Origin of the sequence: Desulforamulus reducens MI-1, assembly GCF_000016165.1 — a bacterium.
Taxonomy (GTDB): domain Bacteria; phylum Bacillota; class Desulfotomaculia; order Desulfotomaculales; family Desulfotomaculaceae; genus Desulfotomaculum; species Desulfotomaculum reducens.
Genome location: NC_009253.1, coordinates 1270330 through 1286149 on the forward strand (window position 1 = coordinate 1270330; position 15820 = coordinate 1286149).

Annotated in this window: 18 protein-coding genes and 1 pseudogene; all 19 read left to right on the forward strand. The window is 45.9% G+C overall.

From position 1 onward, the window contains the following. Positions 1 to 26 precede the first annotated feature (26 nt). Positions 27 to 380 carry a hypothetical protein gene (locus DRED_RS06440; protein WP_041274503.1) on the forward strand — a complete coding sequence of 118 codons (354 nt, stop codon included), beginning with the start codon at positions 27 to 29 and terminating at the stop codon, positions 378 to 380. Between the two features lie 16 nt (positions 381 to 396). Continuing rightward, entirely contained in the window at positions 397 to 714 is a 318-nt protein-coding gene (locus tag DRED_RS18665) for a hypothetical protein (RefSeq protein ID WP_049755861.1), read from the forward strand. Next, the gene (locus tag DRED_RS06445) at positions 701 to 1585 is read left to right on the forward strand and encodes a PcfJ domain-containing protein (protein ID WP_049755863.1); all 885 of its coding nucleotides are present in this window, start codon (positions 701 to 703) and stop codon (positions 1583 to 1585) included. Before DRED_RS18665 ends, DRED_RS06445 begins: the two co-directional genes overlap by 14 nt. 116 nt (positions 1586 to 1701) lie before the next feature. After that, positions 1702 to 1764 (forward strand): annotated as a pseudogene (locus tag DRED_RS19750) (hypothetical protein); the annotation flags it as partial. Further along, the gene (locus DRED_RS06450; protein ID WP_011877556.1) at positions 1754 to 4210 is read left to right on the forward strand and encodes a virulence-associated E family protein; all 2457 of its coding nucleotides are present in this window, start codon (positions 1754 to 1756) and stop codon (positions 4208 to 4210) included. The pseudogene DRED_RS19750 and the gene DRED_RS06450, both read left to right, overlap by 11 nt. Positions 4211 to 4609: 399 nt before the next feature. Beyond that, a complete protein-coding gene (locus DRED_RS06455) occupies positions 4610 to 4819 on the forward strand; it encodes a hypothetical protein (RefSeq protein WP_041274504.1) in 210 nt (69 codons plus the stop codon). Beyond that, a complete protein-coding gene (locus DRED_RS06460; RefSeq protein ID WP_011877557.1) occupies positions 4816 to 5097 on the forward strand; it encodes a VRR-NUC domain-containing protein in 282 nt (93 codons plus the stop codon). The genes DRED_RS06455 and DRED_RS06460 overlap by 4 nt, the downstream gene beginning before the upstream one ends. Further along, complete coding sequence (locus tag DRED_RS06465; protein ID WP_011877558.1) at positions 5094 to 6458, forward strand: DEAD/DEAH box helicase; 1365 nt, start codon at positions 5094 to 5096, stop codon at positions 6456 to 6458. The genes DRED_RS06460 and DRED_RS06465 overlap by 4 nt, the downstream gene beginning before the upstream one ends. An 18-nt stretch (positions 6459 to 6476) precedes the next feature. Further along, positions 6477 to 6656 (forward strand): hypothetical protein, encoded by a 180-nt coding sequence (locus DRED_RS06470; protein ID WP_041274505.1) that lies wholly within the window; start codon positions 6477 to 6479, stop codon positions 6654 to 6656. Positions 6657 to 6659: 3 nt separating this feature from the next. Further along, the gene (locus tag DRED_RS17865; RefSeq protein WP_011877559.1) at positions 6660 to 7139 is read left to right on the forward strand and encodes a hypothetical protein; all 480 of its coding nucleotides are present in this window, start codon (positions 6660 to 6662) and stop codon (positions 7137 to 7139) included. Next, complete coding sequence (gene thyX / locus DRED_RS06480; protein ID WP_011877560.1) at positions 7120 to 7791, forward strand: FAD-dependent thymidylate synthase; 672 nt, start codon at positions 7120 to 7122, stop codon at positions 7789 to 7791. Before DRED_RS17865 ends, thyX begins: the two co-directional genes overlap by 20 nt. A 192-nt stretch (positions 7792 to 7983) precedes the next feature. Next, positions 7984 to 8526, forward strand: coding sequence for a hypothetical protein (locus DRED_RS06485; protein WP_049755865.1), 543 nt, complete (start codon positions 7984 to 7986; stop codon positions 8524 to 8526). 380 nt (positions 8527 to 8906) lie between these two features. Further along, positions 8907 to 9467 carry a type IV toxin-antitoxin system AbiEi family antitoxin domain-containing protein gene (locus DRED_RS06490; RefSeq protein WP_238442590.1) on the forward strand — a complete coding sequence of 187 codons (561 nt, stop codon included), beginning with the start codon at positions 8907 to 8909 and terminating at the stop codon, positions 9465 to 9467. Next, positions 9448 to 11292 (forward strand): phage terminase large subunit family protein, encoded by a 1845-nt coding sequence (locus DRED_RS06495; protein ID WP_011877563.1) that lies wholly within the window; start codon positions 9448 to 9450, stop codon positions 11290 to 11292. The genes DRED_RS06490 and DRED_RS06495 overlap by 20 nt, the downstream gene beginning before the upstream one ends. An 18-nt stretch (positions 11293 to 11310) precedes the next feature. Further along, on the forward strand, positions 11311 to 11544 hold the full coding sequence (locus tag DRED_RS06500) for a DUF6148 family protein (protein WP_041274507.1): 234 nt from the start codon (positions 11311 to 11313) through the stop codon (positions 11542 to 11544). 75 nt (positions 11545 to 11619) lie between these two features. Beyond that, positions 11620 to 13158 carry a phage portal protein gene (locus tag DRED_RS06505; protein ID WP_238442611.1) on the forward strand — a complete coding sequence of 513 codons (1539 nt, stop codon included), beginning with the start codon at positions 11620 to 11622 and terminating at the stop codon, positions 13156 to 13158. Positions 13159 to 13246: 88 nt separating this feature from the next. Beyond that, positions 13247 to 14362: a head maturation protease, ClpP-related gene (locus DRED_RS18215; RefSeq protein ID WP_337998929.1), complete on the forward strand. Its 1116-nt coding sequence runs from the start codon at positions 13247 to 13249 to the stop codon at positions 14360 to 14362. After that, complete coding sequence (locus DRED_RS06515) at positions 14362 to 14739, forward strand: head decoration protein (protein WP_011877566.1); 378 nt, start codon at positions 14362 to 14364, stop codon at positions 14737 to 14739. Before DRED_RS18215 ends, DRED_RS06515 begins: the two co-directional genes overlap by 1 nt. Positions 14740 to 14809: 70 nt before the next feature. Beyond that, on the forward strand, positions 14810 to 15820 hold the full coding sequence (locus DRED_RS06520; RefSeq protein WP_083755207.1) for a major capsid protein: 1011 nt from the start codon (positions 14810 to 14812) through the stop codon (positions 15818 to 15820).

Sequence of the window (15820 nt, forward strand, 5' to 3'; positions counted from 1 at the left end):
AGGTTATTAAAACAAAGCGCCGGGCCTTGGTCAAGGAAATAAGGGAGCTTGAGAAGAAGCACGCGACACCATTTGTAAGGTCAAAGGCTATAAGGGAATTGGACGAGCAGCTTGATAATTTAAAGCTAATTACCGGGGAGCCAGCTATTGTATCAAACGGAGAAAGCTCAATCTGTTTGAATTATGAGCTGCTAGTTAAGCTGGGCCGAACGTTTAAAGGTTTTCAGTATCAGTATTCGATTGAATTCACCCGAGGCGGTAATTCCTTAACCGTTAGTTACAACAAAGGCTTCAGGTTGAACGGAAAGATTGAATTTTACGGTCTACCTGAATATCAAACACACTTACTTGCTAATCTACCAGTTATTGAAATCTTTTAATATCGGAGGGATATAGGTGAGTTTTGAAAGCGTTATAAACGCCATGAACCAGCAGTCAAACGTGCTTAAAGAATTGGAAGAGTTACTTGCTCATAATGATAAGCAAAACAACCTGGGGCACACGGTAAAGCTGGAAGACATCGAAAGGTTAAAAAGCTATGTAGCTAATATGAAGTTAGCTGTTAAAACGGCTACAGCCCTTGCCACGCATTATAAAAATGCCGGTAAAACGACCAATGCTGAAACAAAACAAGCACCACCAGCCGAACCTGCCGACTATTTATCGCGAAAGCCCGAGAGCAATAAAGAGCTTCTGGGAAATGAAAGCCATTAGCAACCTTGACCTTATGGATGATGTGCTCACGCTGGTTAAACAAAAGCAGGACTTCATATCCGCCCTTGTAGCGACTTACTCTTTGCCGGATAAGCCAATCATAAAAAGGATTTTAGGCGCTAACCCGTTTGAGGCTAGTTTGTTATCAGAAGCAATGCAGCTCTGTAAAAATTACGATTATGCCATCCGGTTATATAAAAGCTTTAAGCTTTATAACCTACTGGGCTCTAATCGATACGGTTATGAATATACACCGGATTACGTGAACAGAGACGTACTGCAGTTTTTGAGGGATATGCTGCGGGTCTATGGTGAATCTGGAATAGTCCACATGATGGAAAACGCCAAGGAGATAAACCTGAAAGATTGCATTCGGCTATACCAGCAGCTAAAAGATGAAAACCAGCGGGCCATAAAAACCGAAAAAGTAAGGATAAGAGATTTGCACGATTGGATGTCCTACAGGCACAAGCTGCAAAATCATGAAAATCTTAAATTTAACGTGCCTAACCATATTATCAGGCGGCTCTCAATGCAAAACGAAAAGCTTAAATTCTTTTTACCAAAGGAATCGATGGAGCTATTAAAGGCCGGTGTGGAGCTGCATAATTGCGTAGCTTCCTATAGCCGGGCCATGCAGGATAATTCAAAGTGGGTTGTCCTGGTAGCAAATGATAAAGGCAAACTGGTAGCGTGCTTGGAGGTACAAGGCAGGAGATTAATTCAGGCCAAAATCGATAAAAATAAACCGGTATCGAGTGACAATAAGTTAAATGCCGAGGTTATCTCCTGGGCCAAGGAAGCAAACCTTGAGATAAAAACCAACGACTTAAAGGTGCAGACTGAATCGGCTACTTCAGTAGCTGTTTAATCAAATGAGGTGAACAAGCAGATTGAGAATAGCTGGAATGACAAAAGAAAGCACAGTAGACGGACCTGGTTTGCGTTTAGTTATACCTTCAAGGTTGCCCGCATAAATGCCCGGGGTGCCATAATCAGCATACCTGGGATCCTACGGGCGGAGAATGGTTGGTGAGCTATGAACAGTGATCCTAACAAAAAAGTAAAACTAAAAATCAAGCATGACGGTAATATCTCCATTGCTGTTGGCCGCAGCCGGAAAGAGACAAATTGGAAAAACAAAGACATGCTTTGGTCTGCTATGGTAGATAGGCTCAGCCGGACTAATCGAACCGGTGAGACCTTTGCCGAATATAAGAAGTTATCGAAAAGCCAGCAGGGGCAAATTAAAGATGTTGGCGGGTTTGTCGGTGGGACGCTTAAAAGTGGCCGACGCAAATCTGAGAACGTAGCCTGGCGGCATTTAATTACTCTGGATATAGATTACGCCAAGGGCGATTTTTGGGCATCCGTTACGGTAATACTGGGCTGTGCATGCGTGCTTTATTCCACGCATGCGCATTGCCCGGAGGCTCCAAGGCTGAGGTTGGTTATTCCGCTGAAGCGGCCAATAGCCCCGGACGAATACCCGGCAGTGGCCCGACGCATTGCAGCAGACCTGGGGATTGACTTTTTCGACGATACTACTTATGACCCGGTCAGATTGATGTATTGGCCGTCAACGTCAGCAGATGGGGAATTCGTTTTTAAGTACTTAGATGAGCCCTGGCTCGATCCGGACGAGGTTTTAGCCCGCTATGAGGACTGGCGGGACCCGTCCTATTGGCCTGAATCATCGCGTGCTCAACAGGCCCGGCAAAAACTTGCAGACAGGCAAGGAGATCCGTTAGAGAAGCCCGGGGTGGTAGGTGCGTTTTGCCGTACCTACTCAATCCCCGAGGCGATTGAAACGTTCTTAATCGATATCTATGGTCCTGCCGGTGAGGGCCGCTATACTTACCTTCCTGGTTCCACTACCGGTGGCTTGGTGCTATACGATGGCGATAAATTCGCTTTCAGCCACCACGGTACGGACCCGATAAGCGGCAGGCTGGTCAACTCCTTTGACCTGGTGCGGCTCCACAAATACGGTGACCAGGACGAAAGCGCGGAGCCTGGAACGCCAACAGTAAAGCTGCCGTCCTATCTTGCTATGACAGACTTCGCAATAGAGGACCCAAACGTTAAAAGCACAATGGGTAAGGACATCTTAGTAAGAGCCCAAGAAGACTTTGCCGACGATGATGATTGGACACAGCATCTGGAGTATACCAAGAAGAAAGAATTAAAAACATCTCTTAAAAATTTGGTGCTTATTCTACGCCATGACCCAAACCTTAAAGGCATTGCTTACAATGCCCACAAAGGGGCAATAACGCTGTTAGAAAAGGTTCCCTGGCGTAAGCCCGGGGATTGGAAAGGGCCGAACTGGTCAGACGATGATGATGCAGCGCTCCGGGTCTACCTGGAGAAGGTTTACGAAATCTGGACCCCGTCGAAGCTAAATGATGCTTTAACGGCGGTAAGCCATGAGCGGTCCTTCCACCCTATCCGGGATTACTTAAACGGGCTAGATGAATGGGACGGCATCCCTCGCCTGGAGGAAGTATTGATTGACTACCTCGGGGCCGAGGACTCAGTTTATACCAGAGCCGTAACAAAGAAAACCTTTGTAGCTGCCGTGGCCCGGGTAATGAACCCAGGTTGCAAGTTTGACTATATGCTGGTCCTGATAGGCAAGCAAGGCCTGGGCAAAAGTACACTATTTACCCGCTTGGCCGGCAATTGGTTTAATGATTCACTTAGCATGTCCGACATGCGGGATAAAACTGCAGCCGAGAAGCTACAGGGTTATTGGATTTTGGAAATTGGGGAATTGGCCGGTTTTAAAAAGGCTGAAGTTGAAGTAGTTAAGTCATTCCTTAGCCGGCAAAAGGATATTTACAGGCCGTCGTATGGCCGCAGAACGATTGAGTATCCGCGCCAGTGTGTGATTGTCGGTAGCACTAACAATGACACCGGATTCCTCCGGGACTCCACCGGCAACCGGCGTTTTTGGCCGGTGAACGTGACAGGCGTGTCGACGGATAGGGCACCCTGGGCCATGAATGATTACACAGTAGGTCAGATTTGGGCCGAGGCGCTGGCATGCTATAAAGCTGGCGAAACGCTGTACTTGGAAGGTAAAGCAGCTGAGGAAGCTTTCGAGCAGCAGAAACTTGCTATGGAAGCTGACGAGCGCCTGGGCATGGTCAAAGAATACCTGGATATGCTACTGCCGGAAAACTGGGAAGAAATGAGCCTAACTGAGCGCAGGACGTTTATCAACGGCGGTGATTTTGGGCATGGCCCTGAAGGAACAATGCAGCGCGATAAAATTTGCGTTGCCGAAATTTGGTGTGAACTGATGGGCAAAGAGTTAACCGGCATTAAAAGGTTTGAGATAGATGAAATACACGGATTGATGCGGCAGATTGACGGTTGGGAAAAGTACACCGGAAATAAGGACGGAAAAATGAAATTCAATTTATACGGAGTGCAAAGAGCTTATATAAGAAAAGATTCAGCGAAATTTTCAGAGACCAAAAACGAATAAAAACCGGTTGCCGATGTGGTTGCCGATAGGCTGTTTGGTTGCCGATACAATTGAACGATTGCCGAGGTTGCCGATTGCCGAGGTTGCCGAGCGTAGGCTGAATTATAGAAAAAGTTGCCGACGGTTGCCGATATCGGCAACCACTTGAAGCCTAGAGCACCAAGCGTTAGCGGGAAAGTTGCCGAGGTTGCCGATAGTCTATAGAGTATTACTATTTATAGAATATATAGGTGTACCCGTACACGTACACACACACGTATAGGAGTTTTAAAACTATCGGCAACTCGGCAACTCGGCAACCGCACACGGTTTTTGCAAGGGCTGATAGCGCGAGCGAAATACACTATAAGTCAAAATATAGTTAGAGAAAATAAGAATAAAGGGAGGTAAAAATCACAAATGGAACAGTGCGAAGAATGGCTGTCTAGCAGATTAAAAAACGGGAAATTGGTACTTTGCGATGATATAAGAGCCGAGGCAAAAGAACAAGGTTTTACCAAAAAACAGCTGAAAGAAGCTAGAAAAAAGCTTAAAGTTAAAACGTTTCACCAATTTGATGAGCATGGCGGTACATCGAATTGGTTTTGGAAAATAGGTACCAGTTCGTGAATGAAGCACAGATTGAACGCAAATTTAAGCGCGAAGTTGAAAGGCGAGGAGGCAAAGCCTGGAAGTTTACCTCTCCAGGTATGTCAGGAGTGCCGGACCGGATTGTTCTTCTTCCCGGAGGTAGAAGCATATTCGTCGAGCTTAAAGCTCCTGGTGAAGAACCAAGGCCGCTACAAGTAAAAAGGGCAAAAGAATTAACTGAACTTGGCTTTGAAGTTTATTGCATAGATTCTTTTGCGGCTATTAACAAATTTGTTATCGAGGTATTTGGAAAATGATTTTTAAGCCACATGAATATCAGGGTTATGCAATTAAGAAAATCATAGAGCTGCCGGCAGTTGGACTTTTCATGGATATGGGTCTTGGGAAGACAGCCTGCGCCCTAACTGCAACCGCAGAGCTAATGCATAACTACTTTGAGGTTTCAAAGGTTTTAGTTGTAGCACCGCTGAGGGTGGCGGAGGACACCTGGAGCCGTGAAACCGCGAAGTGGGACCACTTGAATTATTTAAGAATTGCTAAGGTGCTAGGTCCTGAAAAAGATCGCATAGCGGCTCTTAATTCCAAAGCTGATATTTATGTGATAAACCGCGAGAATGTTAAATGGCTGGTTGAGCACTTCGGTAAAAAATGGCCCTTCGATATGGTGATTATAGACGAGCTTTCAAGTTTCAAATCATCTAAGGCTAAAAGGTTCAGGGCGCTGCGAAAAGTAAGGCCGCTAATAAAAAGAATCATCGGGTTGACAGGAACGCCGGCACCGAACGGACTGCTTGACTTATGGCCGCAGGTTTATCTGTTGGACCTCGGGGAGCGCCTGGGAAAGACAATCACCGGATATCGGGAAAGATATTTTAAACCGGGTAAAAGAAACCGGTCAGTTATATTCACCTGGGACCCAAAGCCGGACGCTGAAGCGGCTATACACAACAAGCTTTCAGACCTTTGCGTGAGCATGAGCGCAGCGGATTGGCTGCAGCTGCCAGAACGAATCGATAATATCATCCCGGTTAATTTATCACTTAAAGCCTGGGGCCAATATGAACAGCTAGAACGGGATCTGCTGTTACCTTTAGCTGACGGGGATGTGGTTGCCAATACCGCAGCAGTGCTGGCTAATAAGCTGCTGCAAATGGCAAACGGGGCCGTATACGATGAGAACGGAATGGCCCAGGAATTCCACAAGGCTAAGCTGGAGGCTTTAGAAGGGGTTATCGAGGAGGCCGCAGGGAAACCGGTGCTAGTGTTTTACTCTTACCGACACGACCTGGATCGGATTAAAGAACACTTTAAGCAATACAAACCTAAAGAATTAAAGACCGCAGAGGATATAAAGAATTGGAACGACGGAAAGGTTCAGATCATGTTAGCGCATCCAGCTTCAGCCGGCCACGGATTGAACCTTCAAGCAGGCGGTAATATAATAGCTTGGTTTTCCACACCGTGGAGCCTGGAGCTGTACCAGCAGGCCAACGCAAGGCTACACCGGCAGGGGCAGCAAAGGGCGGTTATTATTCATCACCTGGTAGCCAAGGGAACTATTGACGAGGACGTGATTAGAGTCCTTGGGTATAAAGAACGAGGGCAAAACGCCCTACTGGAAGCGGTTAAAGCTAGAATAGCTGCAATCGCGACTTAAAAGAACGGAGGCGGTAGAATGTCAGCACAACATAAAAGGCCGGGCAAAACTGCCAAACAAGAACGACAGCGGAGAGCCAATGAAAGGTTAGAGCTTCGGAAGTCTATAGTGGTCCACTTCCCAAAGAAATGGGACCCGGAGCGATTTGACGGAATAAGCCCGGGGCATTGCGTAGCCTGGTCTGACGGAAGGAGATAAAAAATGAATTATCGTAAAGAGATTAACGATCTTTGTAAAGAGATTAACGATCTTTTGGATAAACAGGATAACAAAGGCATGGAAAAGTACGGCATGGCCCTGGAGCAAAACCCAGCCGGCATTCTGGAAAGGCTGCAGCATAGCGTTGAAGAAAAGATTGATGATTTAAGATATACGTTTTGGGCGATGGATAGGTTAAAGAGTATGTGGGTAAGGTTCCCGCGAATCAAATTCGTTGATGTGAATTCTTTAGCTGAACAGTTGGACCACGTAAGAAGTGAGCATAAAGAAGTATGGCTGGCTTTTGAAGACGACAAAATAGGCGACTTGGCGATGGAGTTATTTGATTTAATCCACAGTTGTGAAACGGCTTTGAGGATTTTGCAAGAAAGTTTTGGTATCGATTTGCGGGAGACCTTGTTGGCGGTAATTGATAAAAATAAAAAGCGGGGGTACTATGAAAATGCAGGTAAAACTGATTAACTATACACCTAATCCGGAGGATGCAATAATTAAAGCTGCTGCTAACTGCTGGCAGTCAACGCCAAGGGATGAAATATTGGATTTAATAATAAAGGCCGGGCACTTAACTCCGTTAGAGTTTGCGACTTTTAATTTTGAGGTGTCAGGCGTTTCCCGAGCGCTTACTCACCAGCTAGTTAGAAAACGTGTGGGGGTTGGATTCGCCCAGGAGTCACAAAGGTATGTAAAATATAACGAGAACGGATTTGAATATGTAACACCTCCAAGAATTCAGAATTGCGATAAAAGTATTTTATACATTGACAAAACGGCGCATCAAATTTACCAACAGGCAATGTTTATCATCCAGGTCGCCTATGAGCAGCTAGTCGATATAGGAATACCGGCTGAGGATGCAAGGTTTGTTTTACCCAACGCCTGCTGTTCAAAAATCCATGTAACAATTAATTATCACGCACTGTTTGATTTGGCAAAGGAGCGGCTCTGCGATAAGGCCCAATGGGAAATAAGAGAACTTGTGGCGGGGATGAAAAAAGAGGTTCAAGAAATAAGTACTACATTGGCCGGGTACCTACAACCAAAATGCTACTGGCTGCAAAGATGCCCAGAGAAACGATCATGTGGTAAGGTGGGGTTTCTCTGTGAGAAGTGACGAGGTTGAGGCCATTCGGCAACAAAACATTAAGGCCAATTTTGAAAGGTTAGGCTGTGAGAATTGCCCGGCTTACAAGTGCTACGTGTCTTGTCCTAAACGGCTAATAGTAACTAAGCATGAAGCGTTTTTCAGGTGGTGGGGTAGGTCCAGTCCCAAGCATGACTTCAGGGATTGGTATTTGCGGAGGTGATGTCTTTGGGTAATAAAAAGCAAAAAGAGAAAAACTTTGATATAGCAAAGGCAGCAGCAGTGGAAGCACTAAAGGATTTCAAAGAAGAGGAACGGCAAAGAAACAAACGGACAAGATACCACAACACTGAATTGCTTTTAAAAAATTACCTCAGCTTGCTTGATCACTATGAAAACGCTAAGGAAAGAGCTACTGATATTTTCAGCATTGAAGAGTTGGATGAGCTAGAGGCCGAAGAAGTTATCATCCAATCCATTAAGAGATCCAGGATGCGGACAATAGTCATGATAGCACAGATTGAGCACTGCTTGGAAATATTAAAGGGGCGAATGGCCAGTAAGGGTCAATTAGAGAAGTATACGGTAATTGAATGCTTATACCTGGACAAGGAAAGAAGGCATATTGAACGCGGTGAGTTAATTAAGGTAGTGGCAGAAGAGTTAAATTGCGGCCAGCCTTCAGTATACAGATGGAGGAATGAAATGATACGAGAATTAAGCGTTCTTCTATTTGGTGTTGATGGGCTGAAGCTAGATATTTAAAGGCTTTGAGGCTTGTGATAAAACCGTGATAAAAAGTTGAAATTTACATGATAATCTGGGTGTGTTAAAATGTTACCGTAAAATGTTGTCAGCAAAACCGCTTCAATTTTGAGGCGGTTTTTATTTTACAAAGAAAGGGTGAGAACAATGTAACCAATAAGATACCGCCTGCTAAATATATAGTGTATTTATCAAGCCGTCACCGATCTGCACTGGTGACGGCTTTTTTCGTTAATTATCGCCTGATGGCGTTTCTAATAAATAGAACGGGTCCTTTCGGGGGATTTTGCTTATGCGGGTCTCGCGAACCCCGAAATTTTCCCAGTCATAGAGATTTTTAAGGCGTTACCGTTTCCGAAATTAGCTAAATCTAAAAGGAGGTGCTTGCCTTGTCTGAAGCCAAAAAACAGATAGTTGGAACGTCCGAATTAGCATTAATTTTAGGGTTATCTGATTCCCGAATTAGGCAGTTAGATCGCAGCGGTATTATAACCAAAGTTGGACGTGGTAAATATGATTTGGCGAGTGCCGTCCAGGGATACTGCAATTATCTTAAAGATGCTGCAAGTCAAGAAGGTTTAAGCGAAAAAGACCTCTTGGACCGTACCCGCCGAAAGAAATTGGAGCTTGAAATTCAGATCATGCAGGGTGAATTACATAGAGCAGAAGATGTTAAGCGAGTTCTGAATGATATGCTGGGCGCTTTTCGTGCTCGGTGTCTCGCAATACCCCATAAATTAGCTCCGCAATTACTTGGCAAGAAAGAGTTGCCATCTATTCAGGAGGGTATAAAAAAAGCCATATACGAGGCGCTGTCAGAGCTTTCAGATTATAATCCAAGAGTTTTTTATGCTCAATCAAAAGATAAATTGGTGCTAGATGACGATTGCGGAGTCGAGCAAAAAGTGAAGGTAAAGCGCCGTGGCAACAAAGAAACATGATGACATAGAATTACTTTTTCGTTTAGTTGAAAATGCTACGAATAATGTAGCCCCACCTCCTGATCTAAAACTTTCGGACTGGGCTGACCTATACCGTCGCTTATCTTCTGAATCATCCTCCGAGCCTGGGCAATGGCGGACTGATCGTGCCCCCTATCAGCGCGAGATTATGAACGCTATCAGCGACCCGGAGATCAGCACAGTTGTCGTTATGTCTTCCGCCCAGATTGGCAAAACAGAATTTCTTTTGAATGTAATAGGTTATCATATCGATTACGATCCAGCTCCAATACTCTTGATTCAGCCTACTGATAAGATGGCCGAGGCTTTTTCAAAGGACAGGCTTGCACCAATGATTAGGGATACGCCGGTATTGCGCAGCAAAGTTGCTAATGCTAAAAGCAGAGATAGCGGCAATACGCTTTTGCATAAAAAATTTACCGGTGGTCATATAACACTTGTTGGTGCTAACGCTCCGACCGGACTAGCCAGCCGGCCTATTCGTATTGTATTAGCTGACGAAGTGGACCGCTATCCTGCTTCAGCTGGAACTGAAGGCGATCCTTTAACGCTGGCAAAGAAAAGGGCAAATACTTTCTGGAACCGTAAGTTTGTTTATGTGAGCACGCCTGGTATAAAAGGCGTAAGCCGCATAGAAGCTGAATATGAAAACTCCACAATGGAGGAGTGGCATGTGCCTTGCCCTTCATGCGGCCATTATCAGCCGTTCAAATGGGGGCAAGTTGTGTTTGAAAGTGCATCAATGGCTTGTAAGCATTGCGGAGTTATCCATAGCGAGTTCGAATGGAAACTAGGAACAGGCAAATGGGTAGCAAGAAAGCCTGGCGCTAAATCAAGAGGATTTCATATTAATGAATTAGCCAGCCCTTGGAAACGATGGGCTGAGATTATTGAGGACTTCAAGGCTGCTAAAAAAGAAGCCAAGAAGGGCAATATCGAACTTCTTAAATCCTGGGTTAATACCAGCTTGGGTGAAACCTGGGAGGAAGAAGGAGAAGGCGTTGAGTTAGACGGTTTACTGAAGCGCCGTGAGAGATATAACTGCGAGGTTCCGGATGATGTTCTTGTTCTTACCGCAGCGGTTGACGTTCAAGATAACAGGCTTGAGTATGAAATTGTAGGCTGGGGTTTGGAATATGAGAGCTGGGGCATTCAGTATGGCGTAATAATGGGTGACCCGGGCCAGGACTACGTTTGGGATATGCTTGACGGTGTTTTGGATAAGAAATACGCACGTAACGATGGACAAAAGTTGCAAATCATGACAACTTGTGTGGACTCCGGTGGTCACCATACTAAAAAAGTTTACGAGTACTGTAAGAAGCATGAATTAAAAAGAGTATGGGCCATTAAAGGCGAGAGCGGCTCAGGCACTCCTTTCATTAAGCGGCCCAAGAAACGGAACGATGCCGGGGTATGGCTTTTTGGTATCGGGGTTGATGTCGGCAAGGATACCATTACTTCCAGGTTAAAATTATTTGAAGAAGGGCCTGGATATTGCCATTTTCCAATTGAGCAGGATAGGGGTTACGACCAGGCTTATTTTGAAGGATTGACTTCTGAGCACAGGGTTGTAAGGTACACCAGAGGGCAGGCTAAGGTGGGTTGGGAAAAACGCACCAGCGGTGCAAGAAACGAACCTTTTGACTTACGAAATTACGCCACAGCAGCTCTTGAGATATTAAATCCACCGATGGAGTTATTAAAGAAACGGTTGGGTAAAACTGAAGCGCAGCCGGCAGTGAGCGAGGCCAAAGCCGCTAAAAAAAGAGCCGGGTTAGTTAATAAAGGCGTAGTCATATAGTCAAGACGAGGTGATTTTGTGGCCAGATTGGATACTTTACAAAGTCGTCTGCAGCAATATGTTGATTGCGAGGCGGCTATTTTAGGTGGAGCCCAGGAATACAATATAGGTTCTCGCCGGTTAAGGCGTGGAGATTTGGCTGAAATTGCGAGCACGATTAAGTATTTAGAGAAAGAGATTGCAGCTGAAGAATCCAGAGTTGCCGGTGGGGGCCGCAATCGCGTTATTGGCGTAATCCCCAGGGACCTTTAGCATGGGAGGAGGTGAGGAATGAATTTAATTGATAAAGCGATAGCGTATGTTTCACCTCAGATTGCAGTTAAGCGTATGGCTGCACGTAAAATGCTAGATATAGTTAACTGGGGTTATAGCGAAGGCGGCGCATCTGCCTATAAAAAATCGATGCGCGGATGGAAAACAACAGCTGCCAGCCCTAAAGACGATATCGATATTAATTTGGCTACGCTGAGGGCCAGATCCAGAGACCTTTATATGAATTCACCGCTTGGTTCCGCTGCGCTTAAAACGTCGAGAACTAATGTTATAGGTCCAGGCCTGCGGTTAAAAGCGCATATCGATGCAGCTTTTCTTGGCTTAACCGATGACCAGGCGGAAGCCTGGGAACGCAAAACAGAGCGGGAGTTTGCATTGTGGGCTGAGAGTAAGCACTGTGATGCTCTGCGGATGAATGATTTCTACGACCTGCAGGGGATAGCTTTTCTTGGCTGCCTATTAAACGGTGATGCCTTTGTTCTATTTAAGGCAGCTCAGCGCCAGTCCTGGATGCCGTACACTTTAAGGCTGCATGTTATTGAGAGTGACCGGGTATCCACTCCCTGGGTGGATGTCCTGTTGTTTTTAGTTGAGGGCCGTAACCCTGAAAACGGCAATGCAATTATTTCTGGTGTGGAAATAGACAGCGACGGCATGGTTGTAGCCTATTGGATTTGCAACACCTATTCGATTGTTACCGGAATTGAAGCAAACAAAATGAAAAAGTGGACCAGAGTAGAAGCGTTTGGCGCTGATACCGGTCGACCTAATGTCCTGCACTTATTGGATGCTGAGAGAGCAGAACAACGTCGCGGAGTTCCGCTATTGGCTCCGGTGATTGAAGCTTTGAAGCAGATAACCCGTTACACTAATGCCGAGCTTATGGCTGCAGTTGTATCTGGCTTATTTACGGTGTTCATTAAGTCAGAAGGGCCGTCGTCGGAGATGCCTTTAGGCAGCATGCTGCCGCAAGAGGAGCAGGTTGCATCTGAGGATCCCACTGTGTATGAAATGGGCGGCGGGGCTATAAACGTGCTGCAGCCTGGCGAGGATATAGTTACGGCTAATCCTAGTCGGCCCAATACGCAGTTTGAAGCTTTTGTAAATGCCTTAACGCGATATATAGGAGCGGCCCTGGAGATTCCGTATGAATTATTACAGAAGTCGTTTCAGTCAAGTTATAGCGCAAGTCGGGCAGCACTTTTAGAAGCATGGAAAATGTTCAGGACAAGACGGCAATGGATGGCTAAAGAGTTTTGCCAGCCAACTTATGAGGAATGGTTAGCCGAGGCTATCGCTATTGGGCGCATTAACGCTCCGGGTTTTTTTAATGATCCTGTCATAAGGCGTGCTTGGTCCAGGTCTGAGTGGCATGGCCCTGCACCGGGGCAGGTTAACCCGGTACAAGAGGTCCAGGCTTCGATCCTTAAAGTTAATAACGGCCTTTCTACCCGCGAGCGTGAAACGATTGAGCTTGGTGGTGGAGACTTCGACCATAACATAAAACAGTTAGGTCGGGAATCAAGCCAAATGGACCAAGCAGGACTGCAGCCCCAGGCACCACCAACGAAAGGAGGAAGTAGCACTGGCTAGGTTTTGGAATTTTATAAAGAATGAAGTCAATCCGGATGAGGTTGAGCTAAGGATTGACGGTGAGATTGTTGATGATGAGAGTGCCTGGATTTATGAATGGTTTGGCATTAATGCTGCATCGCCAAACGCTTTTAGGGAAGAGTTAAAACAGCACGCTGGGAAAAACATAAACGTCTGGATTGATAGCTGGGGTGGCGATACTACTGCAGCAGCCGGCATCTATAACGCTCTTAAAGAGCACAAAGGAAAGGTAACGGTTAAGATTGACGGTAAAGCCGTTTCTGCCGGGTCCGTTATTGCCATGGCTGGGGATGAGGTTTATATGTCGCCTGTGGGCATTATGATGATTCATAATCCATGGACAAGAGTGGCCGGCGAAGCAAAAGACATGAACCACGCAGCAGATGTACTCAATGAAATTAAGGATTCCATCATAACTGCCTACCAGATGAAAACGGGCAGGTCAAGGTCCAAAATATCAAAAATGATGGATAATGAAACCTGGATGAGCGCTAAAACGGCAATGGCGGAGGGATTCATTGACGGTATACTCTACGCCGATGGGCAGCAAGAACTAGCCGAGCCGGTTGAAAATTCGTTCATGTTTAACCGACAGGCAATAATGAATAGCGCATCTGCTTCAGTGAAGAAATTCCTTGAGCAGTACAGCGAGTTAAGTGAAACCGGTCAATTGGCCGGTTTAAATTTTGCGCCCGACACTAAACCACCAACGCAGGGACAGGCTCCCACGCCACAGCCTGCGAATAAAACAAAGGGGGATGAACTATTGGAAATTAAAAATACGGACGAGCTGAAGCAAGCGTACCCGGAATTGGTCGCCCAAGTAGAAGCTGCGGCAAGAGACGCAGGGAAAACTGAGGGGCTAACTGAAGGGGCCAAAAATGAGCGCGAACGTATCAAGTCAATTGACGAGATATCAAACACAATAGCTTCTGACTTGGTTGCAAAGGCCAAATACGACGAGCCTATGACTGCCCAGGAGCTGGCGTTCCAAGCGCTTAAAACTGATGCGGCTAAAGGTCAGCAGCACCTGGATACAAGGAATGCTGAACTGAATAACTCAGGGGCCAATAACGTAGCTGCCGGCACTCCGCCTAAATCAAGTGATGAGGAAAAATATGCTGTTCTAATGGATAAGGCTGTTGCCGCAGCTAATGCAAAACGTAACAAGGGGGCTAAATAATGGACCTTTATACAAAAGCTGCCGATTCTGTAAATTACGATAACCTGCTTGCAGGCACGAACGTTGATATTATTAAAAAATCCGTAACTTTAAAGGGCGCTCAGGGAACTGTAAAACGCGGTACTGTCCTGGGCATCATTACTGCTTCCGGGCTGGCTGTGCCGGTGGATAGCACTGTTGCCGATGGAAGCCAGACGGCTGATTGTGTTTTGGCTGATGATGTTGATACTACTGCCGGTGATACCGTGGCCGTGGCCTATGCTGCTGCCCTGCTTAACCGTCAGGCGCTTATCTTTGGTGGTACGGATACCGCCGCCAACCACGAGAGCCGGTTGCGGGAGCTTGGGATTTATCTTAGAGATAATATCCCCTATTAATTTAACTAAGCAAAATTAACAGAGGAGGTATTTAAAATTGGACCTTAACATCTATCGCACTCAATTTTTGATGGGATTTGTTCAGCGGATGATGCCCGTCAATACTTTTTTACGTAGTACTTTTTTCCCGGGTACGCTGACTTTCGTAACTGAGGAAGTAATGCTTGATTACAAAAAGGGCAAGCGTAAAATGGCTCCGTTTGTTGCTCCCCGGGTTGGTGGTATTACTATGGACCGTCAAGGATATCGGACTGATAAATACGCTGCTCCTAAGATTGCGCCTCAAAGGGAGATTAGCGTTGATGATTTGGTTATTCGCGGTATGGGTGAAAATATTTTCAGTCAGCGCACTCCGGCAGATCGCCAGGCAGAATTACTTGGCCGTGATATGGTTGAATTGGATGATATGATTACCCGCCGTGAAGAATGGATGGCTGCTCAGCTGCTTTTCAACGGTAAGATTACAATGAAAGGTTACATTGATCGTAACAACAGCAATTATATTGAGCAGGACCTGGATTATGGCTTTACCAATAAGGTAATTCTTGCCGGTGATAATGTTTGGACGGGTGCCAGTGCTCAAATTTACGCTAATTTGAAAGCATGGCGTTTGGCCGCTATTCAAGCATCAGGTAAGGCTCCGACAATATGCGTGCTTGGCCAGTCTGCTGCTGATGCTTTTATGAATGATGCGGATATCCAAAAGAAAATGAACATGTATCATGTTCTGCTGGCAGACATTAATCCCAAGATTGTGTCTGATGCCGTAACCTACATTGGCCGTCTGCCCGAGCTGGGACTGGACATTTACACCTATAACGATTGGTACCTCGATGAGGATGGCAACGAGTACCCATTCGTGCCGGTTGACCATGTGCTTCTTGGCCGTCCTGGTATGGGTGAAGTACTTTATGGTGCTGTAACTCAAATGGAGAACGACCAATTTGTTACCATTGAGGGTTCTCGAGTGCCTAAGAGTTGGTCAGATAATCAAAATGAACAGCGCATGATTCGTCTTACCAGTCGCCCGGTACCAAAGCCTGAGAGCGTGGACGATTGGTACGTAGCTCATGTTATATAG

Coding starts and splice junctions, on each gene's coding strand:
- DRED_RS06445 (WP_049755863.1), top strand. CDS start 701: ATGAAAGCCATTAGCAACCTTGACCTTATGGATGATGTGCTCACGCTG.
- DRED_RS06450 (WP_011877556.1), top strand. CDS start 1,754: ATGAACAGTGATCCTAACAAAAAAGTAAAACTAAAAATCAAGCATGAC.
- DRED_RS06455 (WP_041274504.1), top strand. CDS start 4,610: ATGGAACAGTGCGAAGAATGGCTGTCTAGCAGATTAAAAAACGGGAAA.
- DRED_RS06465 (WP_011877558.1), top strand. CDS start 5,094: ATGATTTTTAAGCCACATGAATATCAGGGTTATGCAATTAAGAAAATC.
- DRED_RS06470 (WP_041274505.1), top strand. CDS start 6,477: ATGTCAGCACAACATAAAAGGCCGGGCAAAACTGCCAAACAAGAACGA.
- DRED_RS17865 (WP_011877559.1), top strand. CDS start 6,660: ATGAATTATCGTAAAGAGATTAACGATCTTTGTAAAGAGATTAACGAT.
- thyX (WP_011877560.1), top strand. CDS start 7,120: ATGCAGGTAAAACTGATTAACTATACACCTAATCCGGAGGATGCAATA.
- DRED_RS06485 (WP_049755865.1), top strand. CDS start 7,984: ATGTCTTTGGGTAATAAAAAGCAAAAAGAGAAAAACTTTGATATAGCA.
- DRED_RS06505 (WP_238442611.1), top strand. CDS start 11,620: ATGGCTGCACGTAAAATGCTAGATATAGTTAACTGGGGTTATAGCGAA.
- DRED_RS06515 (WP_011877566.1), top strand. CDS start 14,362: ATGGACCTTTATACAAAAGCTGCCGATTCTGTAAATTACGATAACCTG.
- DRED_RS06520 (WP_083755207.1), top strand. CDS start 14,810: ATGGGATTTGTTCAGCGGATGATGCCCGTCAATACTTTTTTACGTAGT.